Below are 23,893 nucleotides of genomic sequence, written 5' to 3'. Positions count from 1 at the left end.
ATATGAACTATCGCGGCGTAATCAACATGCTCATGCTTTGTGGTTGTATCGGTAAGTCTGGCGGCGGTTGGGCGCATTATGTTGGTCAAGAAAAACTGCGTCCACAAACCGGCTGGTTGCCATTGGCATTTGCGCTCGATTGGATGCGTCCACCACGCCAGATGGCAGGTACCAGCTTTTTCTATGCGCACAGCTCACAGTGGCGTCATGAGACTATTTCTGCCCATGAAATACTATCCCCACTCGTCAATAAGACATTTTTTCCTGAGCATATGCTTGACTACAACATTCAGGCAGAGCGCGCAGGCTGGCTTCCTTCTGCTCCGCAATTAAACTGCAACCCATTAACTATCGCTGCTAAAGCCAAAGCAAGTGGTAAAGACGTGGAAGAGTATGTCGTCGATTCTCTCGAAGATGGCAGCATCCGCTTTGCTTGTGAATCTCCAGACAACCCAGACAACTTCCCGCGCAATATATTTATCTGGCGCTCAAACCTATTGGGCTCATCAGGTAAAGGTCATGAATATATGCTCAAGTACTTCTTGGGTACCAAAAATGGCTTGCTCAATGAAGAAAATGCCGCAGGTCAACTGCAACCAAAAGGAGTAGATTGGGTAGAAAAAGGCCCTACTGGTAAATTGGACTTGGTTGTCACGTTAGACTTCCGTATGTCTTCTACTTGCCTATATTCTGACATCGTCTTACCGACCGCAACTTGGTATGAAAAAGACGATATGAATACCTCAGACATGCATCCCTTTATCCATCCACTCACTGCCGCTACAGACCCTGCATGGGAATCTAAAACGGATTGGGAAATTTATAAAGGCATTGCCAAGAGCTTCTCGGAAATCTCAAAAGGTCACCTCGGTGTTGAAACTGATGTCGTCACCTTGCCGATGCAACATGATACTCCAGGTGAGCTTGCACAACCATTTGGTGGTACTGATTGGAAAACGGCTGGCGAAAAACCTGTACCCGGCAAAAACTGTCCGATGATTCTGACCGTTGAGCGCGACTACCCGAACACCTATGCCAAATTCACCTCCCTTGGTCCTGCCCTAGAAAAGCTAGGCAACGGCTCAAAAGGCTTGAACTGGGATATGAAAACCGAGGTCAAACAACTGGGTGATTTAAACCACTGTGTGACTGAGCTGGGTATTTCTGAAGGTCGACCACGTCTAAACACCGCTATTAATGCTTCTGAAATGATTTTAATGCTCGCCCCTGAAACCAATGGTCATGTAGCAGTCAAAGGTTGGGAAGCATTGTCTGAATTTACCGGTCGCGAGCATGCGCATCTTGCCAAATCTAGCGAACATGAAAAAATTCGTTTTAAAGACATCGTGGCTCAACCACGTAAAATCATCTCAAGCCCAACGTGGTCAGGTATTGAGTCGGATGAAGTGAGTTATAACGCCGGTTATACCAACGTCCATGAACTGATTCCTTGGCGTACGCTGACTGGTCGTCAACAGTTTTATCAAGACCATCCTTGGATGCAAGCGTTTGGTGAGCAGATGCAGCAGTATCGTCCCCCTATCGATACCAAAACCACTGCGATGGTAAAAGATGCCAAGCCGAATGGTAATAAAGAGATTGTACTGAACTTTTTAACACCGCACCAAAAATGGGGTATCCATAGTACTTACTCTGAAAACTTATTGATGCTGACTCTGAGCCGCGGTGGCCCTTGTGTTTGGATGTCAGAAGTTGATGCCGCAAAAGCAGGTATCGTCGATAACGACTGGATTGAGCTATTTAATGCTAACGGCGCGCTTACTGCTCGTGCCATCGTCAGCCAGCGAGTCAAAGAAGGCATGACCATGATGTATCACGCTCAAGAAAAACTGGTCAATATCCCAGGTTCTGAGCAGACCGGTACGCGTGGCGGTATTCATAACTCAATGACCCGTACTATCTTGAAACCGACGCATATGATTGGTAGTTATGCCCAGCAATCTTATGGCTTTAACTACTATGGCACTGTGGGTTGTAACCGTGATGAATTTGTCGTGATTCGTAAGATGTCAAAAATCGACTGGCTAGAAGATAAGCCGGATAACGAATTACCTCGTCCATTACCGATCAGCATTGAAGGGTAAAGCCGTTTCTTTTATTCAAAAGTCTTCTGTTTAAGAGACATCTACTTAATAGATAACGTCAAAAAATGAAGCGCGGCTTTTGTTATTACTATTTGGAGCACAGATCCATGAAAATTCGTTCGCAAGTCGGCATGGTGCTTAACCTTGATAAATGTATCGGTTGTCATACCTGCTCAGTCACCTGTAAAAACGTCTGGACCAGCCGTGAAGGTATGGAATACGCGTGGTTTAACAACGTTGAATCCAAGCCCGGTATTGGTTATCCCAAAGAGTGGGAAAACCAAACCAAATGGAAGGGCGGTTGGATACGTAATGCCAACGGCACGATCAATCCGCGCATCGGCGGCAAATTCAGAGTCTTGGCCAATATTTTTGCCAATCCTGACTTGCCAGAAATCGATGATTATTACGAGCCGTTTGATTTTGATTATCAGCATTTGCACACCGCTCCCATCAGCAACCATCAACCTATCGCTCGTCCGCGCTCAGCCATCACAGGTAAGCGTATGCAAAAGATTGAATGGGGCCCTAACTGGGAAGAAATCCTCGGCACAGAGTTTGAAAAACGTCGTAAAGATAAAAACTTTGACAACATTCAAGCAGAGATTTATGGCGAATACGAAAATACCTTCATGATGTATCTGCCGCGTCTGTGCGAGCACTGCTTAAACCCCACTTGCGTAGCGTCATGCCCTAGTGGTGCAATCTATAAGCGTGAAGAAGACGGCATCGTGCTGATTGACCAAGAAAAATGTCGTGGTTGGCGCATGTGTATATCAGGCTGTCCTTACAAAAAGATTTACTACAACTGGAAGTCAGGCAAATCTGAAAAATGCATCTTTTGTTATCCCCGTATTGAAGCGGGTTTGCCAACAGTTTGTTCAGAAACCTGTGTCGGCCGTATCCGTTACTTAGGCGTATTGCTGTATGACGCGGATAAAATCGCTGAAGCGGCGAGCATGCCGAATGAGCAAGACCTGTATCAAGCGCAGTTAGACATATTCTTAGATCCGAATGACCCTATCGTTATTGCCCAAGCACTAAAAGACGGCGTGCCGCAGTCTGTCATTGACTCTGCGCAGCGCTCACCCGTTTATAAGCTAGCGGTGGATTGGAAACTTGCCCTACCGCTCCACCCTGAATACCGTACATTGCCAATGGTCTGGTATGTGCCGCCGTTATCACCGATTCAAAATGCTGCTGAAGCGGGCAAAGTCGGTATGGATGGCCTCATTCCAGATGTAGACAGCTTACGTATTCCACTGCGTTATCTTGCCAACATGCTTACCGCAGGCGATGAAGCACCAGTACGTTTGGCATTGAAACGCCTACTTGCCATGCGTAGCTACAAACGGATGCAACTGGTCGAAAAACAAGAAGTACAAAGTATCTTAGATGATGTTGGTCTCACCAAGCTACAAGTAGAAGAGATGTACCGCTATCTTGCTATCGCCAACTATGAAGACCGTTTTGTTATCCCAACGGCGCATCGTGAAGAAGCACTAAGTGATGCCTTCGCTGAACGTAATGGTTGCGGCTTCACCTTCGGTGAGGGTTGCTCAGGACATTCTGACAACAGCATGTTTGGACAACGCAAAGCCAATCGCCGCGATTTCATCGACACTGTCCAAAAGTGGGAGTCTTAATATGCAAACTACACAATTTGATCATCACCATTCAGTGACTGAGTCTATTGCCCCGCCGCTCATTGGTACATCAGACTTAAAGCTATTAAAGGTCTTAAGCTTACTCATAGACTATCCAAATAATGAGCTGTTCTTGGACAATACGTTGGCAGATTGCACAGAGATTGTCGCAAAATCCACCTTGATTAGCCCAGCAGTACGTCAACAAATCATTGACTTGATTGAAGATTTAATCGATACAGGGCCGCTTGAGGCGCAAGCTCGCTATGACGGTCTGTTTGAGCGCGGTCGCTCTTTATCGCTTTGGTTGTTTGAGCATGTGCATGGGGAGTCTCGCGATCGCGGTCAAGCCATGGTTGATTTGATGAACCAATATCAAGAAGCCGGTTTTGAGATTAGCGTAAAAGAGCTGCCTGATTATCTGCCTTTATATCTAGAGTTCTTAGCTTATCAAGCAACGGTTATCGACGATGATATTCAGATTCGTATGGATATCGCTGATGTCAGCCACATCATTGCTTTGCTCGCCGCCAGACTCGAAGATCGTGGCAGTGCCTATCAAGGCTGCTTCAATGCGCTATTACAGATCGCTGGCAAACCGCTCGATATGGTGGAAGAGTATCAAGAAAAAATCAGCAAAGAGCAACGCGATGACAGTTTTGAGGCATTAGACAAAGAATGGGAAGAAGAAGTCGTCACCTTCTTAGATGCACAACAAGAAGAGCGCTGTTCTTCGCAGACGAGCACTCAAAATCTGGCAGCCAAATCTGGCGCTAGAAATGCCAACGCTACCAAAACGGTCGATGCACCTGTGCACTGGGTGGACTTTAAAACCAACCAATCGGTTAAACCATAATAAGGAGAAAGGACATGAACATTGCAGATCCTAGTGTACAGTCTTTAGTCAATTTAAATTGGCTACAAATTTTCCTTTTTGGCGTTTATCCGTATGTGGCACTGACCATCGCTATTATTGGTACTTGGGTACGTTTTGACTTGTCTCAGTACTCATGGAAGACTGGTTCAACACAAATGCTAAGAAGCAAAAACATGCGTGTTGCCAGCAACCTATTCCATGTCGGTATTATCGTCGTGCTGCTGGGACATTTATTTGGGATGCTGACACCGCATTTTCTTTATGACCGCTTTATTAGTGCCGGTCATAAACAGATTTTAGCGGTGGTCGTCGGTGGTATCGCGGGGGTATTTTGTTGGTTCGGCTTAGTCATGCTGATGTGGCGACGCTTTACGGATGATCGTATTTCAAACACCTCAACGTTCTCAGACAAACTGGTACTGGTACTGTTATTTATTCAGCTTAATTTAGGTCTATTGTCCATCTTTACCTCAGTGAAGCATTTAGATGGTTTAACCATGATGAATCTGGCGGGCTGGGCACAAGACATCACCATCTTAAGACCGTGGCATGCAGCCGCGCGTATAGAGCAGACTGGCCTGATTTATCAGCTGCACATGGCGCTTGGCATCACCCTTGTGATGATTTTTCCTTTCACTCGACTGATACACATCATTAGCGCGCCCATTTGGTATTTTGGTCGCCGTTATCAGATCGTTAGGCAAAAGAAATCTCAGTAAGGCGATATTTAATCCCTACACCCTGTACTTTAGCATTTCTATTATAAAAATCTTTAGCGGAGTAAAAGCCATGACTGTCAGTACTTATAATCCAGCCGACCATGCTACTAATAATAACGCCAGTAGTCATATTAACAGTGATAATCGTGCCGCTCATGCTTCTACTGGTGCTGATAACACACATAGCGGTCATGATTGTGGCCATGACCACAGCTACGATCATAGCCATGAGCACAATCATAGTCATGGTGATGATATCATTCGGGTAATGCCAACACTGGATGACCTGCAAAAACCGCATTCTGACCAAGAATTTATCGAAAAAGCGATGGCAGAAGAACATAGTCATCATAAAAATCTCATTGCCTCTAGCCGTGATGAATTGCCTTCTGTGCTGGTAAATGGCGTGATGATAGACAGAACGGCTATCGCGCAAGAGCTACAATACCATCCAGCAGAAAACAAAGAGGACGCTGTCTTTTTGGCGACGCAGGCTTTAGTCGTTCGTGAATTGCTCAGACTTGCTGTTTTAGATGAGCCAAGTCTCGGCGTGGCTGCATGGTTGGATGACGAAGAAAAAGCAATCTCTGCTTTAATAGATAATAATGTACAAGCGGCGATTCCTGATATGGCAACGTGTGAGCGTTACTATAAGCAAAATATGACTGATTTTATGACCGATCCTATTATGACAGTGCGCCATATCTTGCTGGCGTGTTTGCCTGAAGATGGTGATGAGCGGTTAATGCTTAAAAAGACCGCTTACGAATTTATCGAACAAATCAAAAACAGTCCAAACCCTAGTGCTGAGTTTATTCAATTGGCACGCCAGCACTCTGCCTGTCCATCAAAAGAACAAGGTGGCGAGCTGGGTATCATTAGTAAAGGACAAACCGTTCCAGAATTTGAAGGCACATTATTCAAATTAGAGGCAGGACTGGCTGCGAGCCCCATCGAGAGCAGATACGGTTTTCACATTGTTGAGGTGCTCAATAAAGAGTCAGGCATACAAATGACGTATGAGCAAGTCAGCCCAGCCATCCATAACAAGCTGAGCCAACAAGCGTTTCACCAATCATTATGCGATTACCTGTTTACCTTAGCCAATGCCGTAGACATCGAAGGCATCGAGATGACCCTTGAGCAAGAAAACGTGTTTCGGGGCTAAAAGTATTCTCGATTATGTCATTCGCTAGATTTTCGCTATAGTTATTAAGGAACATTCATGAGTAAGCCTCAAGCCCTATTTATTCCGCTTAATATCGCCATCTTGACAGTCTCTGACAGTCGCACTCTGGCAGAAGATACCTCGGGACAGTATTTGATTGATCAGCTAAAAACAGCAGGCCATCAATTGGCCGACCGCCAGCTAATCATCGACGATATTTATCAGATTAGAGCTGTTATTAGCGGCTGGATTGCTGACCCAAGCATCCATGCTGTGATCACGACTGGCGGGACAGGTTTTTATATTCGTGACAGTATGCCAGAAGCGGTCAGCATATTGTTTGATAAGGCCGTGGACGGCTTTGGTGAAATGTTCCGTCTCATCTCAAAAGACGACATCGGCATGTCAACCGTTCAGTCGCGTGCTATTGCAGGAATGGCAAATGGCACAGGGATTTTTTGTTTGCCTGGCTCGTCAGGTGCTTGTCGCACAGGCTGGGAAGGTATTTTAAAAGCACAGCTCGATAGCCGCACTCGCCCTTGCAACTTTGTGCCGCACTTTATGCGTCTCAATCCAAGTCATTCATGATAAACGTACTGTTGGACACTGAGCACCTATATAATATGTGATTGAGCATTGAATGCCAAACTGATAAAGCCATAACCCCATTAATAGAAAATCATACAGACACCCTGTCCTTGATATTGCCATGCCTGATACCATGATGGCAGTTAATGTTTTATACTTTGCCAGCTTGGCTGATAAGAATAAAATTCAATAATAAAGCAAGATCACAAGGCTAAATCATGAGTAAACCCGCAATCGTGACATCGGCCTGCTTAGCATTAATGCTAACGGCTTGTACCAAAGAACAAAACATTGAGCCTACGCCCTCGGGCACCAATAACGCCACTGAACAGAATCAAACGCTCCGTATCGCGGCGGCTGCCAATTTGTCCGATGTACTGCCCAAAATCATTGCAGGGTATAAAACCGACAAAAACCTGCCCACCCAAAAGATTGATGTCACGTATGCTTCTTCAGGCAAGCTATATGCGCAGATTACCTCCGGCGCGCCTTACGATATATTTTTGGCAGCCAATCAAGAATTTCCTGCCAAGCTTGTCAAAGAAAAACTAGGTAATGGCACGTCTGCTAACAAAACCATGTCAGAGCCCTTCACTTATACCAAAGGTCAGCTGGCCATTTATAGCGTGTCGCATTCTTTAGAGGGGTTTAATCCTGCGGCATTGAACAACTTATTAACGACTGGCTCGAACACAAAAATCACCCTTGCCAATCCAAAACTTGCCCCTTATGGCGAATCAGCAAAATCTTATCTACAAGCGCAAAACCTCTACGACACGCTTACTGAGCAAAAACGCATCATACAAGCCGAAAACATCGGGCAAGCGTTTCAGTACGCGCATACTGGCAGTGTCGATTATGGTTTCGTCGCCCAATCACAGCTGACGGCAATTAAGGCCAAACCTAATCAGTTTTATACCTTGGCCGCAGATTCGTACCCACCTATTTTGCAAGACGGTATTGTAATCGGCGACGCATCTGTGGCAACCGACTTCTCGAACTATCTGCGCTCGCCTGCCGGACAACAGTACTTTTCTGATGCAGGCTACCTCGCTATTGACTGAGACTCTACTGACATACACCACAGCCAATAGCCTGTCTAGCGATTTTCGTCTAAGCGTTTGATTTCATTTGGACTGGCATCATAAATAGCATCCAATTCCTCTTTAGTCAGATAACGCTCAGCCAGAGGAAACAACTCACGTTCTTCAAAACGAATATGATCGTATAACAGTGCGCCAAGCTTTCTAACTTGTTCCACCGTGACAAGACTGCTCTGAGACTGCGCTCCCTCTTCTACCTCTGACATAAACGTATGCAAAGATTTATGTTGTTCATCGAGGGTACGAAGTGCTGATGCCACCTCAGGTTGGGCGTTGTGATAAGGTTGTAGCGCATTAGCGATTAGATTATCTTCAATCTGAAAATGATGTTGCATGTCATTGAGATAAGACGTTAGATTCAGCCAATGCTTGTTAATCTCTTTAGGCTCATCAGTGCATTCTTTGGCGTGGCGAGATAGATTGAGACCAAGGTGATGCTGGCGGGATAAGGGTTGTAATTGTGCGGCGCGTTTCATAATTAAATACCTCAGCTAATTGAAATAAGAACATGTTTCATTGGCTCATTGAGATTTTCATTTTTGCTTAACTACATATCCATACTACGCCTATTGAGTGCAACTGTCTGGGCAGAGGCGCATTTAATGTTGACCTTGATGGTTTACCGAAAATATTGTCATCACAAAATACTATCAGTCTAATAAAGGGGCTATTGACGATATCGGTCGATACCGTCAGAATGGCTACCATCATAAAAAGCTCTAAAAGTATCGATATCGCAAGCCCTACTCTCTATTATTTGCTCATAGTCACAAAAGGAAAATACAGTGTCGCAGGCTCAGTCAATCTTTGAACCCATACCTCACCTTAACAAAGCACAAAACGTTGCTTTGAAAAGTCTTATGATTATGGGCTACCTAGAAGGGACTTCTTTTTTACTATTACTGTGCATCGCCATGCCGTTAAAGTACATGATGGGCATTCCAGAAGCTGTGACCTACGTTGGTATGGCACACGGTATGTTATTCGTGGCTTATATTGTGGTACTGTTCGCCACTGCCATGAGAATAAAAATGCCGATTTGGGCCATACCTGCAGGCGTGCTTGGATCGTTCTTGCCATTTGGTCCATTTATATTCGACTATGTGTTAAAAAGGCATTTAAATAAGACTGAGCCAACGCAGATTTAAAGCAAACTCTATTACGGATAATACGGCTATAGACATTTGCACTATTCGTAACCTTCAAACACTGATGACTCTTAATTATCAGCATCATCTTTATAAAAATACTGCATATATTCAAAGGTTTGCACAGAAAAAACCTGAAAGAAATATTAGAGGCGAAAAAGTGTACTACACCTTTTTCGCCTCATAAGTCAGTAGCATTGCTGAAAAATATAGCATTACAACTCCTGCCAAACCGTTCAGCCATCTTCCAATAGAGGCATTCTTGAAGTAAGGAAGAAGCTTCATACTGACGGTAGCTAGGAGTATAAACCAGCTTCCTACAATACTTGCATGGGTAAAGGTAAGAAGCAAAGTATCTGTGGTAGCAGTCGCAGATGTAAAATCAACGAAGTTAGGAATAACTGCTAAATAAAGCGCAGAGACTTTAGGGTTTAAAATCTGGGTAATGAATCCTGTTCGCCAAAACTGTCTGCCCAACTTCTTATGACTACTTACTTGAGAGGGGGAACTCACATTCACGCTGTTCTTGGTTTGGTTATAATTAAAGATTTGTTTCAGTGATTTGATCCCTAGATAGCACAAGTATAAAGCGCCTATTATTTTAATAGCCATAAACGCTTGCGGTACATAAATTAATAAGGCGGATAAGCCAAATAGAACAAAGAGACCATGCATAAACGTTGTACAAAATAGACCAAAAATAATGAGCAATGTCGGCTTATAGCCATATTGACCTAATGTTTTTAATACGATGACCCCATTGGGGCCTGGCGACATTACAATTAAAGTTGCCATGATGGTAAAGGTCAGCCAAGTTGTATAGTCCATCGTCTCTTTACCTTTTAATATCTAACAAAGATCGAATTATAATGTAGGTATAACTGTCTAATCAACCAAATTCATCTGCTGATATGAGCGTGGTTTATCTCGTTTGAATAGACTTTTTTTAAAACGACTTTACAGATGACTTGCTAGTATCCATCCGCCAATAGCGATGAGCATTAGACCACCGAATATTTCAGCCTTGTGACCGACAAGTGAACCAAGCACTTTTCCAAGCATGACGCCTATCGTGACCATCATGCCCGTTGCCAAGCCGATCAGACCCGCTGCTAGCAAAATATTAACCTCTATAAACGCAAGGCTAACGCCGATGGCCATCGCATCAATGCTTGTGCCAAAAGCGGCAACGGCAAGTTTGAAAAAGGAGTGTCTTGAGGGCGCTTCTTGTTCGTCATCACTAGGTTTCAATCCTGCATACAGCATGTGCAATCCTAAGCCTGTAAGAATGACGAACGCGACCCAGTGATCCCATGCTTCAACAAAAGAAGCGTCTATAAAAGAAGTGGCAGAACGGCCAATTAACCAGCCAATAATGGGAGTGATCGCTTCAATGGTGCCAAAAATGACGCCTATTCTTAAAGCTTCGGTAAAACGAGGGTTTTTGAGACTAGCGCCTTTACTAATGGCTACAGAAAAGGCATCAGTAGACATGGAAAAAGCAAGTAATAGAAGAGCAACAGGGTTCATTTTGGGTATCTCAGGTCGAGTATAGAGTCCACGACATACGCACACTCTCGACCTGCAGTGTGGATATATCGATGGTCTCGCCAACCGAGAGGTGTTCGCACCATGGCATGTGGCCAAGTATGTTGATACGAACGCTTTCATAGAGTGAAAGCAGGCTACTCCCCAAAGAGTGGTTAGATTACCATTAATATGATATAAGTCAACAATGAAGTACCAGATTCAGCTCTATTATGACTGTTTTATAGAGAACAAAACTTGTTGCATTTGCTACATCTAGGAGTATGACCATGTTCGATTCACATAACCATTTACTGTCTAAATCTTTACTGGTTTCTGCATGTTTGGTAGGTAGTATGCAGCTACTTACAGGTTGCGATTCACAGCCCTCACCTTCTGGTGACAAAGCGGTGCAAATTGAAGAAAGCAAAGAGACATCCGTTGATACTGACAGTGTTGATACTGACAATGTTGTCACTGACGATAAAGCAACGAACAAAGAAACAAACCTACCTGACGACCAAGTCGTGAGTCCATCAGGCTATCAAAAGCTGGGCTTTGGACAGGTAGTTACCCCTGCGCTTTTGGCTGATTTGGGATTGACCAAACAGCAGAGTGATAACGAGCAATGCTACTACGTGAGTGATCCAAAGCAGGTTTATACAGATCAAACCTATGGCGAACGCGCAGCCGTGCTATATCAAATCATAGACGGCAAAGTGGCACTGATCAGCATTCGAGATACAAAAACGCCTTTTTATACAGGGGTCCATGTTGGCGATTCTGTGGAAGCGGTAATGAGCGCGCATGATGACAGTATCACCTATGCGGTTGATAAATATGCCGTTGATGGTGACTATTACAATCTGATCGCAAACGTGAACTTCATCATTGTAAATGATGAGAATTTAGGGACGCTCTTAAAAGCAGAAAACATCAAACTAAATAACGAGAACGATGCGCTACCCTTGCAAGTTGAGTATCACATCAAAGGCGGGCAAAAGCTCAGTGCCAATACCATTACTGAGACTGACTGGACTGTAGAGACTAAAAGAGCGTTGGAAGGTCAAGTACAAAGCATTGATATCGGTATTCCAGAAGCGATTTATTTGGTTGAAGGCTGTTCTTAATCTCTGATGGTAGTTTTAACAAAAAACTTAGATAGATATCAGGTTTTTTGTCTGTATTAAATAAAATAGATGTACAACATTATGAAGCGGCACTGGGACAAATTTTTCTTGCTTGCTGTGCCTATGCAAATAAAGGCTACGAAAAATTTATCCCAGCTCCGCTGATGCTCTATTATATTCACCTGACTATAAACATCCTATGCCTAGCTAAGTGTCAGTGATTTACTACACTCTCTAAAATCCTATAAGCTGCCTCAACGCGTTCAGTATTGGGGTAGTTTTTATTTGCCAAAATGACGATGCCTGTTTTTTTGGCAGGTACATAAGCCATATAAGCACCAAAACCATTGGTAGATCCAGTTTTATTGACCCATACATTATTCATCACAGGGGTTGGTGGCTCATTTACTTGTATGGGCTGAGGATTTAAAATGGTTTCTGTCGAATTACCCTCGACAAGCACTGGTAACGTCATAGGCAAAGGGTACATCTCCCATGCCAGCCCTTGCGTGAAGTGCTTTGTTTGATAGTAGCCTTTTCTGTTGTTGTTTAATGCTTGCTGCATTTGGCTATCCAAAGGCACCAGTCCCATATTTGCTGCCATATAGCGCGTCATATCTGCACTGGTTGATTTGATGCCATAGGCTTCTGCATCCAATAGGCCAGGATTGACTCTGACAGGTTCGCCTGCCGCATTATAACCAAACGCATAATCCGCCATTTTGTCAGCAGGCACATCCACGAACGTATTAGTCATCTTGAGTGAAGGCAATATAGTGTTTTCCATCAGCTCGGTATAGTCGCTGTCCATACTCAAGGCCGCTATATGTCCAAACAGCCCAATGCTTGTATTAGAATACAAGCGTGCTGAGTTAACAGGAAACTCTGGTTGCCAAGATTTATAGTATCGCAGCAACTCTTTGTCGTTTTTAATATCTTCTGGCACTTGTAGCGGTAACCCACCTGCACTATAAGTCGCTAGGTTGATAAGCTTTGTGTTGCCAATGTCGCTGTTTTTTAGGTATGGAATATATTTATCCGCTGTATCATCCAGCGACAATGCGCCATTTAACTCCGCATAACTAGCAAGGGTTGCCGTAAAGGTTTTACTCACAGAACCCAGCTCAAAAATGGTGTCCTCTGATACTGGTGTCTTGCGCTGTTTGTCAGCCAGACCATAATTGTAAAAATATGACTTACCATCGATAATAACCCCAAACGCCATACCGGAAATTTGATGTTCCGTCATTAGGCGCTCGGCTTGCTTATCGACTTCATTCTTTAAGCAATCATTTGAGACAATAGGGTCTGCTGCCTGAGCCGTTCCAGAAAAGAGCAACGTTGACATCAACAGGCTAAACGTTAGACTGGCAAAGGTTGTTTGAGCGGATATTTTCATTAGATATTTACTTATAGCGTCTATGAATATTAAAGAGAAGATGAATGCTCAAGGTAACAGTTTTAACCGCTTTTTAGCACCCTATTTTTTGCAATTTTTGCTTTAGAAAGATGTCCGCTTACTGCTGATATAAAAATAGTATTAAATGGCGTAAAGCTTTTAAATAACGACATACCGTAAAGAAAACCAGACAGCAATGCGTGTATGGTTTGCTACAGTATCAGCCGATGATTTAGACTGGGCGGCTAGCGAGTATGCCTTGAACTTCGATTACTGTATTTAACCGCCATAGTAAGCACATGATTTAGTGCCTTATCAGCCACAATAAAGGAATAGGCTATCCATGATTGCTCTCATTGAACAACACCCTCAGCTAGTCAGCTTGGGCATGGTGCTTATTTTAACGATGGCGCTATTATGGCTGATCCAGCACTTATTGATTCGCTATGGTAAGCGCCTATTGGCGCTGCTCTCTCGCGGCGAGCTTTGGTTGCGCAGACATATTGCACGCCTATCACTGATGGTGCGTATACAGCATAAGTACCCAGCGCTATTCGGCTTTATCACAGAGCGCTTTGCCCGTGGTCACTTTTCTGGCTTGATACTCACCGTTTTGACACTCTTAAATATATATGTTTTGGCGCTGTTTGCAGGGTTGGTTGAGGATGTCGTGGAGGCAGACTCTATTGTGACCACCGACCTGTTTGTGTCGCAGCATATGAGTGTGCTACAAGACTCAAGTATTGTCCCTGCATTTATTTTCATCACTAGCCTAGGCTCCACACCAGTTACTTGCTTAATCATTCTACTGATGGCAATCCTCTGCGCCGTAGTACGCCAGCCTTATATATTGATTGGACTACTGATCTCAATCATCGGTAGTACCACCTTTACGTTTTTGAGCAAGATGGTTTTTCAACGGGCGCGACCGATAGATATTTTGCTGATGGAGCACACTTACTCTTTTCCCAGCGGTCATGCGACCATCAGTATCGCGCTTTATGGGTTTCTCGCTTATATGGCGATTCGTTTTAGCCAAAGCTTTATTCGCCAAGTGCGGACATTGTCGCTCGCGATTTTATTATGCCTACTCATAGGATTGAGCCGAATTGTGTTAAATGAACATTATCTCAGCGATATCATGGGTGGATTTTTGGTGGGGACATTATGGCTGACGATTGCCATTAGTTTGATGGAATGGCTGACGACCCGAGGTAAAATCAATTGGCGCATCGTATGGTCAGCCCCTCAGCGATATATGGTGTGGTTCAGCGTCGTTGCTGTGCTAGTCGCAACCTTTTTATACGCCACTATCTATCAGTTTCCGCTGCTTGGGTAGTGGTGGGGATTGAATAGAATGGGCCATATTAAAGTGCATAAAATATTAATTATTCCCAAAGAACTCATTACACTCATCGCATCCATCACCAAGGATGATATTTTTATTTCCCAAACCTTCAGGAATAGCATGCCTCACGGCAGCAAAGGCTTGAGACAACACCCCAAAATGCGTGAATTAGTTTCTTAAGTCGCATTAAAGCGCATAAAATGCTCAGCGATTTTCAACTAGCCAATCACGGTATATACAGTCAAAAAACTAGCAAAAAAAGCGCCATCCGAATAGATGACGCTTTTTGGTTTTCTTAACTGACTCTACAAAGCCAATTTTAATCAAACATATCGCTTATAAATTTGGATTCACGATTATTTTTACCGCAGACTCATTGTTGTGAATTAGCGTTTCAAACCCTTCTGAAATCAAATCATCGAGCTTAATACGCTGAGTAATAAACGGCTCAAGATCAACCAAACCATCTTCGACCAGCTTGATGGTGTCTTTGTGATTATTCACATAGCCAATGGTGCCACGAATATCCAGCTCTTTCATCACCACACTATGGACGTTGATGGAGGCTGGATGACTCCAAATAGAGACAATAACCACCACGCCAGCAGGTTTGGTCAGCTCAACCAATGAGTCGAGCACCGCGTTGACACTGGTACATTCAAACGCTACGTCCGCGCCGCGATTGTCGGTAATTTTCATCACCTCTTCTTTTAAATCCACTTCGGTAGGGTCTAAGATATAATCAGCAACGCCGCTATCGTAGGCTTTTTCTTTACGCTTGGCGCTCAGCTCTGTGAGGATGACGGTCAAACCTTTGGCTTTTAAAACCGCTGATAATAATAAACCAATTGGGCCACCGCCGCCGACCAACGCCACATCACCTGCCTGCGCGCCACTACGGACAAAGGCATGATAGCCTACAGACAATGGCTCAATAAGGGCTGCTTGATCCAAGGGAATATCATTTGAGATAGGATGTACCCAGCGGCGTTTGACCGCGATTTTTTCAGACAAGCCACCTCCGCGTCCACCCAGACCAATAAAATTCATATTTTCTGATAAGTGATAGTTTTCGCCCTCAGCAGTGGACACATCATCAGCAATGATATACGGCTCAACCACCACATGTTGCCCAACTTCGATATCATCAACGCCTTCGCCGACTTCGTATACTACTCCTGAGAACTCGTGCCCCATTGTGATAGGCGCAGACTCTCCCGAGATGGGATGTGGGTGACCACAAGGAGGGATAAAAATAGGCCCCTCCATAAATTCATGCAAATCCGTCCCACAAATACCGCACCATGCCACGTCGATACCGACAGTACCCGCCTCAACGGTAGGCTCCGGGATATCTTCGATACGGATGTCACCTTTGTCATAAAAACGTGCTGCTTTCATATCATGCTCCTTTGATGAGTGTACACAACGAGGGTTGCTCGATAACGTAATTCCCAGATGAAAGTTGGGTTATCAACTCTACAACTATACGCTGTTGCTGGTCAAAAGCAATGCTGATAAAGGTGCTTAGCCTCCTAGCTAATATCAATCACTATCTGCTGTTACATGACCGTGTTGAATCATCTGCTAACTACTTATAATCTATAAAACAATCATGGACAATTTGCGAGAGACAGTAAAGGGCAAATCACTGTTGAGAGAATAAAACAGTAAAGGTGATAAGTTTTCAATGTTGCCAAACTTTTGGTTGCATATCTTCTTTATTACGCCTAGTATTTCGACCCTCTAAATAATTCTACTTCTCAAAACAGAGCCACAGTAGAGACGTCTATTTACAACAAAGAAGGACTTATTATGTCAACCAATTCAATCACAATTCTTGACGGCGGCATGGGACGAGAGTTGGCAAAACGCGGCGCTCCATTTCGCCAGCCTGAGTGGTCGGCGCTGGCAATGATAGAAGCACCAGAAATCGTCCGCGATGTCCACCGTGCCTTTATCCAAAGCGGCGCTGGCGTCATCACTACCAATAGCTACGCGTTAGTACCCTTTCATATTGGCGATGAACGCTTTGCCAGTCAGGCGCAAGACTTGGCAACGTCAGCGGGAGAAATGGCACGTGCAGCAGTCGCGTTAGAAGGCACAGCGACCAAGGTAGCTGGTTCTATCCCGCCATTGTTTGGCTCATACCGTGCTGACTTGTTCGATGCTGATCACGTAGAAGACATCGCCACCCCGCTTATTAAAGGCTTAGCTCCGCACGTGGACTTTTGGTTGGCTGAAACCCAAAGTTTAATCGCCGAGTCGGTTGCTATCCGTGAACTATTGAACACATTAGATACGGATCGTAAGCCACTTTGGGTGTCATTTACGCTGGAGGACAGTGAGCATCTTGATGTACCACGCTTGCGCTCAGGAGAAACGGTGCAAGAAGCGGTAGCGACACTGGCTGGTCTTGATATTGAGGCCATCCTTTTCAACTGCTGCCAGCCTGAAGTGATTGATCAAGCGTTAGACGTCGCGCAAACCACCTTGCAAGACAAAAACGCGCAGCAGATCAAGCTTGGCGCTTATGCCAATGCTTTTCCACCGCAGCCAAAAGACGCCACTGCCAATGATGGCCTCGATGAAGTACGCGATGATTTGACGCCGCCTGCCTATCTGGTCTGGGCTAAGAAATGGCAAGACCAAGGCGCTTCATTGATTGGCGGCTGCTGCGGTATTGGCCCCGAGCACATTGAAGTATTAAGCCAGCATTTTACAGGTACTTCCACAACATAGAGACAGCACGATGCAAAATGGACAGAAAATTGGGTTAACCATGCTCACTGCCATCGTGTTCAGCTCGATGGTTGGTGCTGGCATTTTCAGTTTGCCGCAAAACATGGCAGAAGTCGCAGGGGTGAATGCCATTATCGCCGCATGGCTGATCACAGGCGTGGGGATTTTGTTCCTCGCTGGCTGCTTTTTACACTTATCGCGCCTCAAGCCTGAGTTAGATGGTGGTATTTATACCTATGCCAAAACAGGATTTGGAGACTTGGCAGGCTTCTTTTCGGCATGGGGTTATTGGCTGTGTGCCACCATTGGCGTAGTAGGCTATCTGGTGGTAGCGTTTGCAGCATTGGGCAGTTTTGTGGATACGCCCAATAGTATTATTTTTGGTGAAGGCAATACCTTGTGGGCGCTTGCAGGCGAGTCTGCTATTTTGTGGCTGGTTCATTATTTGGTACTGCGCGGCGTCAAACAAGCCGCTCTTATTAATTTGCTTGCCACCTTGGCCAAAAGCTTACCACTCATTGCTTTTATTGTGTTTGCCTATTATGCCTTTGATATACAGACCTATAATACCGACCGCGCAGGTGAAACCTTAAATACACCGTTTATGGATCAAGTAAAAAACACCATGCTCATTACTTTGTGGGTGTTTACGGGTATAGAAGGCGCGATTGTCTTATCGCTACGCGCAAAAAAGCGTTCTGATATCGGGCGCGCCACGTATATCGGGGTGATTTTGGCATTGGTGCTGTATATCGCCATCACCCTGCTCTCGCTTGGAGTAATGAGCCGCGTTGATGTTGCCGCTTTGAGCAACCCGTCAATGGCAGGAATCATGGCGCAGATGACAGGTAGCGTGGGCAAATGGGTGATCAGTATTGGGCTTATCGTCTCGGTACTGGCGTCTTACTTAAGCTGGATTCTTTACTCGGCCGAAGTGCCTTATACAGCGGCCAAATATGATGCGTTCCCGCGTATTTTCACTAGACAAAATAAGCAAGGCACGCCCTACGCGTCACTGATGCTCACCAGCTTGACCGTACAGCTGTGTTTGTTAATGATTTTTTTGACTGGTGAGGGCTACAATACCTTAGTCGTGCTCTCCACCTCTATGATTCTTATCCCTTACTTTTTGGTGGGCGCATACTTGGTAAAAGTCTCATTCCAACAGTCAGAGCGCTGGCATATCAAAGCCATCGGTCTTGGCGCAAGTGTGTATGGCGTTTGGCTGATTTATGCGGCAGGCGTTGATAATTTGCTATTGTCCTTGCTGCTATACATACCCGGCTTGGCAATTTTTTATTATAGCCGCTATCAGTATCGGCAACGGATGTTGAAACAATCGCGCTAATAGCTAAAACTGATAAAATAGAACGTAAGTTTGAATACTCGTGGTTGGTTTAATATAAAAAAGAAGTCCAAAAAACGGTCGTTTTTTGGGCTTTTTTTATACGTTATTTATGGCAGTTAAACGATTGTTTTAGGTCTAAATACCCTTTTAGTTTTACTTACCATGTCTCTATCTAAACGCTTCTTCTAGCACACTCAAATGAATATCACCAAAGCGCTTCAACATTAATTTTTCCGCTTCATCCATGACCTCTTTTAGCGCATTATTAACCGCAATTTCTATTGGGCAGTTGGTATGTTCGTCAGTCAAACCAACTGTAAAAAGTGAACTGTCCCCAAAAGCGTTATGAATATCTAATAGCGTAATGCTCCCTAAAGGCTTGGCAAGCACCCAGCCGCCATTATGCCCTTTGGTTGAGTGAACATATTCCTGATCGCGCAGCAACGCCAGCATACGCCTGACTACTACGGGGTTGGTTGATAGCATTTCTGCTATTGTCTCTGAGGTGACAGGTTTATCAGCGTCATTGAGATGTACTAGTACATGTAAAGCGCGGGAGAGTCGGCTATCTTTTCTCATCTGGCATCCTAAATAATAAACATTAACTATATCATGAAACTTTTACTATTACATGATTGCCATCGCTTAATTTTCATGTAACAATAAAAATTCTTTAACAATAGTGAGTTCAATATGAAAATAGATGTGATTATTGTAGGCGGCAGTTTTGCGGGTCTGTCTGCAGCCATGCAACTGGTTCGTGGTCGCCGTCATGTGGCGCTAATAGACGCCAACTCACCGCGCAATCGCTTTGCAAAAACCTCTCATGGTATCTTTGGTTCGGATGGCAAAACACCTGCACAGATTCGCACAACGGCATTGTCTCAATTAAGCGACTATCCAACCTTTCATCTTGTAGAAGAGATGGCTACCAAGGTTGATAAAATACCAGAGGGATTTTGTGTCACACTAAAAAATGGCGCGACATACTATGCAAAAAAACTGATTTTAACAACAGGCATTACAGACCAGCTTCCTGATATTCCTGGTGTAAAAGAACATTGGGGAAAGAGCGTGATTCATTGCCCCTATTGCCACGGCTATGAATTAAAGGATCGATCTCTTGGCGTATTGGCGACGAGCGAGATGGCCTATCATCAAGCGGCAATGATTCCTGATTGGGGCGCAACCACCCTTTTTACGCAAGGACAGTTCAAGCCTGAGGGCGAGGTACTGGATCATCTCATCAGTCGCGGCGTCGTCATAGAAGAAAGCCCCATTACTTATGTGGTCGGAGACGGGGAACACATTCAGCATGTTTTGCTGGAGGATGGTCGCACAATCCTCATTGAAGGATTATATGTTGCGCCCAAAGCGATAGTAGCGTCACCACTGATCGAAATGCTAAACCTTGAAACCGTAGAGACGCCGATGGGCACTGTCGTCACAGTCAATGATTTTAAAGAAAGTTCAGTAAAAGGCGTCTTCGTCGCTGGTGATTTATCCAACGCTATGCAAAGCGGAACCCTAGCTGTTATGTCAGGCACAATGGCTGGTGTAGGAGCGCATCGATCATTGATTTTTAATAGATAACGCTCACTTAGAAAAGTTGCTTGCTTTGCCTTTATGTCTAACGGATTGTCTTATCTACATTTCTTAATAAGCTAGTAAATATGAAGAAGTCCAAAAAACGACCATTTTTTGGACTTCTTTTTATGTGAGTATGTTTAGCCTGAGAAGCCAATTTATCAGCTATTATATTGCCAATGTCTCCAAATCAATGACCTGATGACAGTAATGGCGCATTACGTAGTGATCGTGACTGACCATAACCAATGTACAATCTTGCGCTTTGCACTGAGTTACGAGCAAATCCAGCGTTTCTTTTTGGGTAATCGGGTCTAGTCTGGATGTAACCTCATCGGCAAATAGCAATACAGGATTAAACAACAACGCCCGTAAGATAGCCACACGCTGCAATTCGCCACCCGACACATTCAACGCATTGCGAGTGAGAATACGCTCATCAAGTTTTAATTGCTCCAATAAATAAGGCACGCGACTGGCATCCAATCGATGCTTTTTAATCACGTCATTTAGCAAGGTTTGTAGTGGCACATGCGAAGCAAAAGCGGCTGGTGGGTCTTGATACAATTTTAGCACCTGATGGCTCTTTGGTTTCTGTTGCCAAGTGATAGCGCCGCTGGCAGGTTGTAGCAAGCCACATAATGTATCGCCCAACGAGCTTTTACCGATACCACTGCCGCCAATCACCCCCAATACTTCCGCTTTTTGCAGGCTAAAATTTAAGCCCTTAAACAACACCCGTTTGCCACGCGCCAGACTCAAGTCTTGGACAGTGAGCAAAGGGCTGTCTTGAATAACAGTTCTGTCCTGGCTTTGCCAGTTGTGAGGAGCAGCAGCGATTAATTGTTTGGCATAGTCTGATGTGGGTTGATTGAGCACCTGTTCGCCATTGCCTTCTTCTAGCAGCTTACCTTTTTTCATGACTATCATACGGTCACTGGCACCGCCACTTAATGATCTTGCCACATCGATATCATGAGTAATGGTCAAAAGCGTGCCGCCATTTTCGGCAACTCTTCTTAATAAACTGATGACCGCTTGTTTGTTGGCTTCATCCAAACCTTTGGTCGGCTCATCTGCAATCACGATATACGCGCCGCCCGAGGTAGCAATCGCAAAAGAGGCGCGCTGTGCCATACCGCCTGACAACTCATGTGGATAATAATCTGCCGATTTTGCCAGTCCCAAGCTATCGATTTTTTCTTTTGCCAACTGCTTACTGGTCGTGTTGTCTTTTTTGGCCACAAAAAATAGGCTTTCCCAAACTTGGTCGAGCATAGTCATGGTGGGGTTAAGAGAACGGCTAGGCTCTTGCGGCAACATCGCTATACGTCTGCCCCAGTACTCACGAAGCTGCTGCTTGTCTAGCGTTTGGTTTTCAATCAAGATATCACCTTGACTGACCAATTCATCGGGCAATGCGCCCATGATGGCTTGAGCCAGCAAACTTTTACCTGAACCTGTTTCACCTAAGATAGTGACGTTCTGTCCTTTATGTAGCGTCAAACTGATAGGCTCAACCAAGTTTTGTCCAGACTTGGTAAACACAGATACATTATCCGTTTGTACCAAGATGTTTTTTAATGAGTCCTTAATCGACGATTCTTCTATAGATGGTTGTTGTGCTGCTGCTTGTTCTATCATTTTGTTTTCCCTGAGATTAATTGTAAGCTTAATACCAAAATAAATACGGCAATAATAGGCTGTAGAAAAACAAAGGGTGCTTGATAATAGTAAGGAAACAACTCAGTCATCATCAATCCAAGCTCAGCCGTAGGCGGACGCAAACCCACATTAATAAAGCCCAATGTGGCAAGAGCCAGTACCGCATTGCCAGCGGCAAACGCACTGAGCGTCGCGATAACCGGCAAAATCTTAGGTAAAAAATGACGTTTAAAACAATAAAAGAAGTCCATGCCCATCAAACGTGAGGATTCAATCTCGCGGCTGCTGGCAATCGTTTGCGTCATGGCTCGCACCATACGAAAAAACTCCACCCATAGCACCAATGAAATCCCAAGATATAATGACCAAAAGCTGTTGGGTGCAATGGCGGCGAACAGCAAGACAAACAACAGGCCCGGTAATGCCATGACAATGTCACACAAAAACCGGCAGACAAAGTCTATCCAGCCGCCAAAGTAACCGCTTAATACCCCCAGTAATAATCCGAAAAACAACGCAAAACTGACTGACAATATAATCAGCGAAAACGACAAACGAATAGCGGATGCCACCCTTGCCAGCATATCTCGCCCAAAATGGTCTGTGCCAAACCAGTGGCTGGCACTCGATGACTGCAACATGCCACCCAGATCTTGGATATTAGCGTCTATTGGGTAATAAATAGGCTGTAAAAAGGCAAACACTACTAATAAGAGGAGTAAAATAACTCCAAAACGTTGTGCAGGTTGCAGTTTGTCAAATAACTTCAAAACATTCATGACGTTGGCTTTCCTAGTTTATATGTGAGTTTGTGATAAAAGTTAACGTGCTAAATCAATACGTGGATCAATCAAACCACTTAATAAGTCCACCACCATGTTTAGCACCACAAACATAGCGCCCATGATCAGCGCGGTGCCTTGTATCATCGGCACATCACGAGCGACAATCGCATGTACCAAGGCATGACCACTACCCGGCCACGCAAACAAACTCTCCACAATCACAACCCCTTCCACCAAATAAACCAGTTGAACAGAATGATAGGCCAAAATTGGAATGGCCACATTACGCAGTCCATGTCGACAAAACGAAGTCCATTTACTAAGACCTTTTAACTGGGCAAACTGATAATATTCTGACGTTTGCACCTGTACCATCGCATGACGGCTGACGCGGACTGACACTGCCGCCAGACCAATCGCCAACGTCAACGCTGGCAAAATATAATGTTGCGGCGTACCATACCCTGCCGCTGGTAACCACTTTACTTGTACGGCAAGTAGCGTAATCAGAGCAATACCGATAATAAAAACGGGCACAGAACGCAATGCCGTACTCACCACCAAGGTCAAACGATCAAATATCCCGCTTGGTCTTTGAGCAGCAAGCAGACCCAAGGGCGGCCCAATGATCAGCGATAAAGCCAATGCGGCTAGCGCCAATGCTAGAGTATGTCCAAATTGATGCGCAATCTCAGTCCATACCGCCTCACCACTCACCAATGAATGCCCTAAATTAAACTGCGCCAAATCTATCAACCAGTCAAAATAGCTTTGCCACCACGGCTTGTCCAAACCAAGCTCAGCTCGTACCATCGCGGCTGCGGCTGCATCCGTCTGATCGTAACCGTAGCGACTGGCTGCAATGCGGTAAGCCATGTCCCCCGGTAAGCTACGAGTCAAAATAAATGTCAAGGTGCCAACCGACCATACGACAAAGACCAGTTGTAATAAACGCTGCAAAATATACTTAAACATAACTATGAGTCACTATTTTCAAATTTATAAAGC

23 protein-coding genes and 1 riboswitch are annotated in these 23,893 nt (G+C 44.6%); of the genes, 14 read left to right on the top strand and 9 right to left on the bottom strand.

Annotation, left to right across the window (positions count from 1 at the left end; all coding sequences use genetic code 11):
• From ACT3TH_RS09945 to modA, 7 genes are all read left to right on the top strand, one after another.
• Positions 1 to 2,105 (top strand): nitrate reductase subunit alpha (locus tag ACT3TH_RS09945; RefSeq protein ID WP_444755691.1); only part of this gene is annotated, 2,105 nt, incomplete at its 5' end.
• 107 nt (positions 2,106 to 2,212) lie between these two features.
• Positions 2,213 to 3,751: a nitrate reductase subunit beta gene (gene narH, locus ACT3TH_RS09940; protein ID WP_444755690.1), complete on the top strand. Its 1,539-nt coding sequence runs from the start codon at positions 2,213 to 2,215 to the stop codon at positions 3,749 to 3,751.
• A gap of 1 nt (position 3,752) precedes the next feature.
• Entirely contained in the window at positions 3,753 to 4,607 is an 855-nt protein-coding gene (gene narJ / locus ACT3TH_RS09935; protein ID WP_444755689.1) for a nitrate reductase molybdenum cofactor assembly chaperone, read from the top strand.
• A gap of 14 nt (positions 4,608 to 4,621) precedes the next feature.
• The gene (narI, locus tag ACT3TH_RS09930) at positions 4,622 to 5,347 is read left to right on the top strand and encodes a respiratory nitrate reductase subunit gamma (protein WP_444755688.1); all 726 of its coding nucleotides are present in this window, start codon (positions 4,622 to 4,624) and stop codon (positions 5,345 to 5,347) included.
• Positions 5,348 to 5,417: 70 nt separating this feature from the next.
• A complete protein-coding gene (locus ACT3TH_RS09925; RefSeq protein WP_444755687.1) occupies positions 5,418 to 6,515 on the top strand; it encodes a peptidylprolyl isomerase in 1,098 nt (365 codons plus the stop codon).
• 57 nt (positions 6,516 to 6,572) lie between these two features.
• On the top strand, positions 6,573 to 7,103 hold the full coding sequence (gene moaB, locus ACT3TH_RS09920; protein ID WP_444755686.1) for a molybdenum cofactor biosynthesis protein B: 531 nt from the start codon (positions 6,573 to 6,575) through the stop codon (positions 7,101 to 7,103).
• Between the two features lie 218 nt (positions 7,104 to 7,321).
• The gene (modA, locus tag ACT3TH_RS09915; protein WP_444755685.1) at positions 7,322 to 8,167 is read left to right on the top strand and encodes a molybdate ABC transporter substrate-binding protein; all 846 of its coding nucleotides are present in this window, start codon (positions 7,322 to 7,324) and stop codon (positions 8,165 to 8,167) included.
• 35 nt (positions 8,168 to 8,202) lie between these two features.
• Here the strand turns inward: modA and ACT3TH_RS09910 are convergent, their stop codons facing one another.
• A complete protein-coding gene (locus ACT3TH_RS09910; protein WP_444755684.1) occupies positions 8,203 to 8,682 on the bottom strand; it encodes a hemerythrin domain-containing protein in 480 nt (159 codons plus the stop codon).
• 309 nt (positions 8,683 to 8,991) lie between these two features.
• Between ACT3TH_RS09910 and ACT3TH_RS09905 the strand changes: the two genes are divergently transcribed.
• The gene (locus ACT3TH_RS09905; protein ID WP_444755683.1) at positions 8,992 to 9,354 is read left to right on the top strand and encodes a DUF3817 domain-containing protein; all 363 of its coding nucleotides are present in this window, start codon (positions 8,992 to 8,994) and stop codon (positions 9,352 to 9,354) included.
• Positions 9,355 to 9,519: 165 nt separating this feature from the next.
• Here ACT3TH_RS09905 and ACT3TH_RS09900 read toward each other — a convergent pair whose 3' ends face one another.
• Both ACT3TH_RS09900 and ACT3TH_RS09895 read right to left on the bottom strand, forming a co-directional pair.
• Positions 9,520 to 10,182: a LysE family translocator gene (locus ACT3TH_RS09900; protein ID WP_444755682.1), complete on the bottom strand. Its 663-nt coding sequence runs from the start codon at positions 10,180 to 10,182 to the stop codon at positions 9,520 to 9,522.
• A gap of 129 nt (positions 10,183 to 10,311) precedes the next feature.
• Positions 10,312 to 10,884 carry a manganese efflux pump MntP gene (locus ACT3TH_RS09895; protein WP_444755681.1) on the bottom strand — a complete coding sequence of 191 codons (573 nt, stop codon included), beginning with the start codon at positions 10,882 to 10,884 and terminating at the stop codon, positions 10,312 to 10,314.
• A 7-nt stretch (positions 10,885 to 10,891) separates the two neighbouring features.
• A riboswitch (yybP-ykoY riboswitch) is annotated at positions 10,892 to 11,060 on the bottom strand.
• A gap of 111 nt (positions 11,061 to 11,171) precedes the next feature.
• Here ACT3TH_RS09895 and ACT3TH_RS09890 point away from each other — a divergent pair.
• The gene (locus tag ACT3TH_RS09890) at positions 11,172 to 12,011 is read left to right on the top strand and encodes a hypothetical protein (RefSeq protein WP_444755680.1); all 840 of its coding nucleotides are present in this window, start codon (positions 11,172 to 11,174) and stop codon (positions 12,009 to 12,011) included.
• A gap of 214 nt (positions 12,012 to 12,225) precedes the next feature.
• Here ACT3TH_RS09890 and ampC read toward each other — a convergent pair whose 3' ends face one another.
• Positions 12,226 to 13,410 carry a class C beta-lactamase gene (gene ampC / locus ACT3TH_RS09885; protein ID WP_444755679.1) on the bottom strand — a complete coding sequence of 395 codons (1,185 nt, stop codon included), beginning with the start codon at positions 13,408 to 13,410 and terminating at the stop codon, positions 12,226 to 12,228.
• A gap of 343 nt (positions 13,411 to 13,753) precedes the next feature.
• Here ampC and ACT3TH_RS09880 point away from each other — a divergent pair, with 343 nt between their 5' ends.
• The gene (locus tag ACT3TH_RS09880) at positions 13,754 to 14,749 is read left to right on the top strand and encodes a phosphatase PAP2 family protein (RefSeq protein WP_444755678.1); all 996 of its coding nucleotides are present in this window, start codon (positions 13,754 to 13,756) and stop codon (positions 14,747 to 14,749) included.
• An 18-nt stretch (positions 14,750 to 14,767) separates the two neighbouring features.
• Positions 14,768 to 14,938 carry a hypothetical protein gene (locus tag ACT3TH_RS09875; protein WP_444755677.1) on the top strand — a complete coding sequence of 57 codons (171 nt, stop codon included), beginning with the start codon at positions 14,768 to 14,770 and terminating at the stop codon, positions 14,936 to 14,938.
• 156 nt (positions 14,939 to 15,094) lie between these two features.
• Here the strand turns inward: ACT3TH_RS09875 and ACT3TH_RS09870 are convergent, their stop codons facing one another.
• Positions 15,095 to 16,159, bottom strand: coding sequence for a 2,3-butanediol dehydrogenase (locus tag ACT3TH_RS09870; RefSeq protein WP_444755676.1), 1,065 nt, complete (start codon positions 16,157 to 16,159; stop codon positions 15,095 to 15,097).
• 429 nt (positions 16,160 to 16,588) lie between these two features.
• Here ACT3TH_RS09870 and ACT3TH_RS09865 point away from each other — a divergent pair, with 429 nt between their 5' ends.
• Positions 16,589 to 17,500, top strand: coding sequence for a homocysteine S-methyltransferase family protein (locus tag ACT3TH_RS09865; protein WP_444755701.1), 912 nt, complete (start codon positions 16,589 to 16,591; stop codon positions 17,498 to 17,500).
• Between the two features lie 10 nt (positions 17,501 to 17,510).
• The gene (locus ACT3TH_RS09860; RefSeq protein WP_444755675.1) at positions 17,511 to 18,848 is read left to right on the top strand and encodes a basic amino acid/polyamine antiporter; all 1,338 of its coding nucleotides are present in this window, start codon (positions 17,511 to 17,513) and stop codon (positions 18,846 to 18,848) included.
• 168 nt (positions 18,849 to 19,016) lie between these two features.
• On the opposite strand, the gene ACT3TH_RS09855 is transcribed toward ACT3TH_RS09860, so the two are convergent.
• Positions 19,017 to 19,427, bottom strand: coding sequence for an Rrf2 family transcriptional regulator (locus tag ACT3TH_RS09855; RefSeq protein ID WP_444755674.1), 411 nt, complete (start codon positions 19,425 to 19,427; stop codon positions 19,017 to 19,019).
• A 114-nt stretch (positions 19,428 to 19,541) separates the two neighbouring features.
• Between ACT3TH_RS09855 and ACT3TH_RS09850 the strand changes: the two genes are divergently transcribed.
• On the top strand, positions 19,542 to 20,441 hold the full coding sequence (locus ACT3TH_RS09850; RefSeq protein WP_444755673.1) for an NAD(P)/FAD-dependent oxidoreductase: 900 nt from the start codon (positions 19,542 to 19,544) through the stop codon (positions 20,439 to 20,441).
• Positions 20,442 to 20,603: 162 nt separating this feature from the next.
• On the opposite strand, the gene ACT3TH_RS09845 is transcribed toward ACT3TH_RS09850, so the two are convergent.
• The 3 genes from ACT3TH_RS09845 to ACT3TH_RS09835 are packed head-to-tail and all read right to left on the bottom strand — an operon-like array spanning position 20,604 to position 23,860.
• Positions 20,604 to 22,079: an ABC transporter ATP-binding protein gene (locus ACT3TH_RS09845; RefSeq protein ID WP_444755672.1), complete on the bottom strand. Its 1,476-nt coding sequence runs from the start codon at positions 22,077 to 22,079 to the stop codon at positions 20,604 to 20,606.
• Positions 22,076 to 22,879, bottom strand: coding sequence for an ABC transporter permease (locus tag ACT3TH_RS09840; RefSeq protein ID WP_444755671.1), 804 nt, complete (start codon positions 22,877 to 22,879; stop codon positions 22,076 to 22,078). Before ACT3TH_RS09840 ends, ACT3TH_RS09845 begins: the two co-directional genes overlap by 4 nt.
• Before the next feature lie 42 nt (positions 22,880 to 22,921).
• Positions 22,922 to 23,860 carry an ABC transporter permease gene (locus ACT3TH_RS09835; protein WP_444755670.1) on the bottom strand — a complete coding sequence of 313 codons (939 nt, stop codon included), beginning with the start codon at positions 23,858 to 23,860 and terminating at the stop codon, positions 22,922 to 22,924.
• Between the last annotated feature and the right edge of the window lie 33 nt (positions 23,861 to 23,893).

Origin of the sequence: Psychrobacter sp. AOP22-C1-C5, from assembly GCF_052378885.1 — a bacterium.
Classification (GTDB): domain Bacteria; phylum Pseudomonadota; class Gammaproteobacteria; order Pseudomonadales; family Moraxellaceae; genus Psychrobacter.
Note: the sequence above shows the minus strand (reverse complement) of the source record. Positions and strands in the feature narration are given on the sequence as shown.

Coding starts and splice junctions, on each gene's coding strand:
- narH (WP_444755690.1), top strand. CDS start 2,213: ATGAAAATTCGTTCGCAAGTCGGCATGGTGCTTAACCTTGATAAATGT.
- narJ (WP_444755689.1), top strand. CDS start 3,753: ATGCAAACTACACAATTTGATCATCACCATTCAGTGACTGAGTCTATT.
- narI (WP_444755688.1), top strand. CDS start 4,622: ATGAACATTGCAGATCCTAGTGTACAGTCTTTAGTCAATTTAAATTGG.
- ACT3TH_RS09925 (WP_444755687.1), top strand. CDS start 5,418: ATGACTGTCAGTACTTATAATCCAGCCGACCATGCTACTAATAATAAC.
- moaB (WP_444755686.1), top strand. CDS start 6,573: ATGAGTAAGCCTCAAGCCCTATTTATTCCGCTTAATATCGCCATCTTG.
- modA (WP_444755685.1), top strand. CDS start 7,322: ATGAGTAAACCCGCAATCGTGACATCGGCCTGCTTAGCATTAATGCTA.
- ACT3TH_RS09910 (WP_444755684.1), bottom strand. CDS start 8,682: ATGAAACGCGCCGCACAATTACAACCCTTATCCCGCCAGCATCACCTT.
- ACT3TH_RS09900 (WP_444755682.1), bottom strand. CDS start 10,182: ATGGACTATACAACTTGGCTGACCTTTACCATCATGGCAACTTTAATT.
- ACT3TH_RS09895 (WP_444755681.1), bottom strand. CDS start 10,884: ATGAACCCTGTTGCTCTTCTATTACTTGCTTTTTCCATGTCTACTGAT.
- ACT3TH_RS09890 (WP_444755680.1), top strand. CDS start 11,172: ATGTTCGATTCACATAACCATTTACTGTCTAAATCTTTACTGGTTTCT.
- ampC (WP_444755679.1), bottom strand. CDS start 13,410: ATGAAAATATCCGCTCAAACAACCTTTGCCAGTCTAACGTTTAGCCTG.
- ACT3TH_RS09880 (WP_444755678.1), top strand. CDS start 13,754: ATGATTGCTCTCATTGAACAACACCCTCAGCTAGTCAGCTTGGGCATG.
- ACT3TH_RS09875 (WP_444755677.1), top strand. CDS start 14,768: ATGGGCCATATTAAAGTGCATAAAATATTAATTATTCCCAAAGAACTC.
- ACT3TH_RS09870 (WP_444755676.1), bottom strand. CDS start 16,159: ATGAAAGCAGCACGTTTTTATGACAAAGGTGACATCCGTATCGAAGAT.
- ACT3TH_RS09860 (WP_444755675.1), top strand. CDS start 17,511: ATGCAAAATGGACAGAAAATTGGGTTAACCATGCTCACTGCCATCGTG.
- ACT3TH_RS09855 (WP_444755674.1), bottom strand. CDS start 19,427: ATGAGAAAAGATAGCCGACTCTCCCGCGCTTTACATGTACTAGTACAT.
- ACT3TH_RS09850 (WP_444755673.1), top strand. CDS start 19,542: ATGAAAATAGATGTGATTATTGTAGGCGGCAGTTTTGCGGGTCTGTCT.
- ACT3TH_RS09845 (WP_444755672.1), bottom strand. CDS start 22,079: ATGATAGAACAAGCAGCAGCACAACAACCATCTATAGAAGAATCGTCG.
- ACT3TH_RS09840 (WP_444755671.1), bottom strand. CDS start 22,879: ATGAATGTTTTGAAGTTATTTGACAAACTGCAACCTGCACAACGTTTT.
- ACT3TH_RS09835 (WP_444755670.1), bottom strand. CDS start 23,860: ATGTTTAAGTATATTTTGCAGCGTTTATTACAACTGGTCTTTGTCGTA.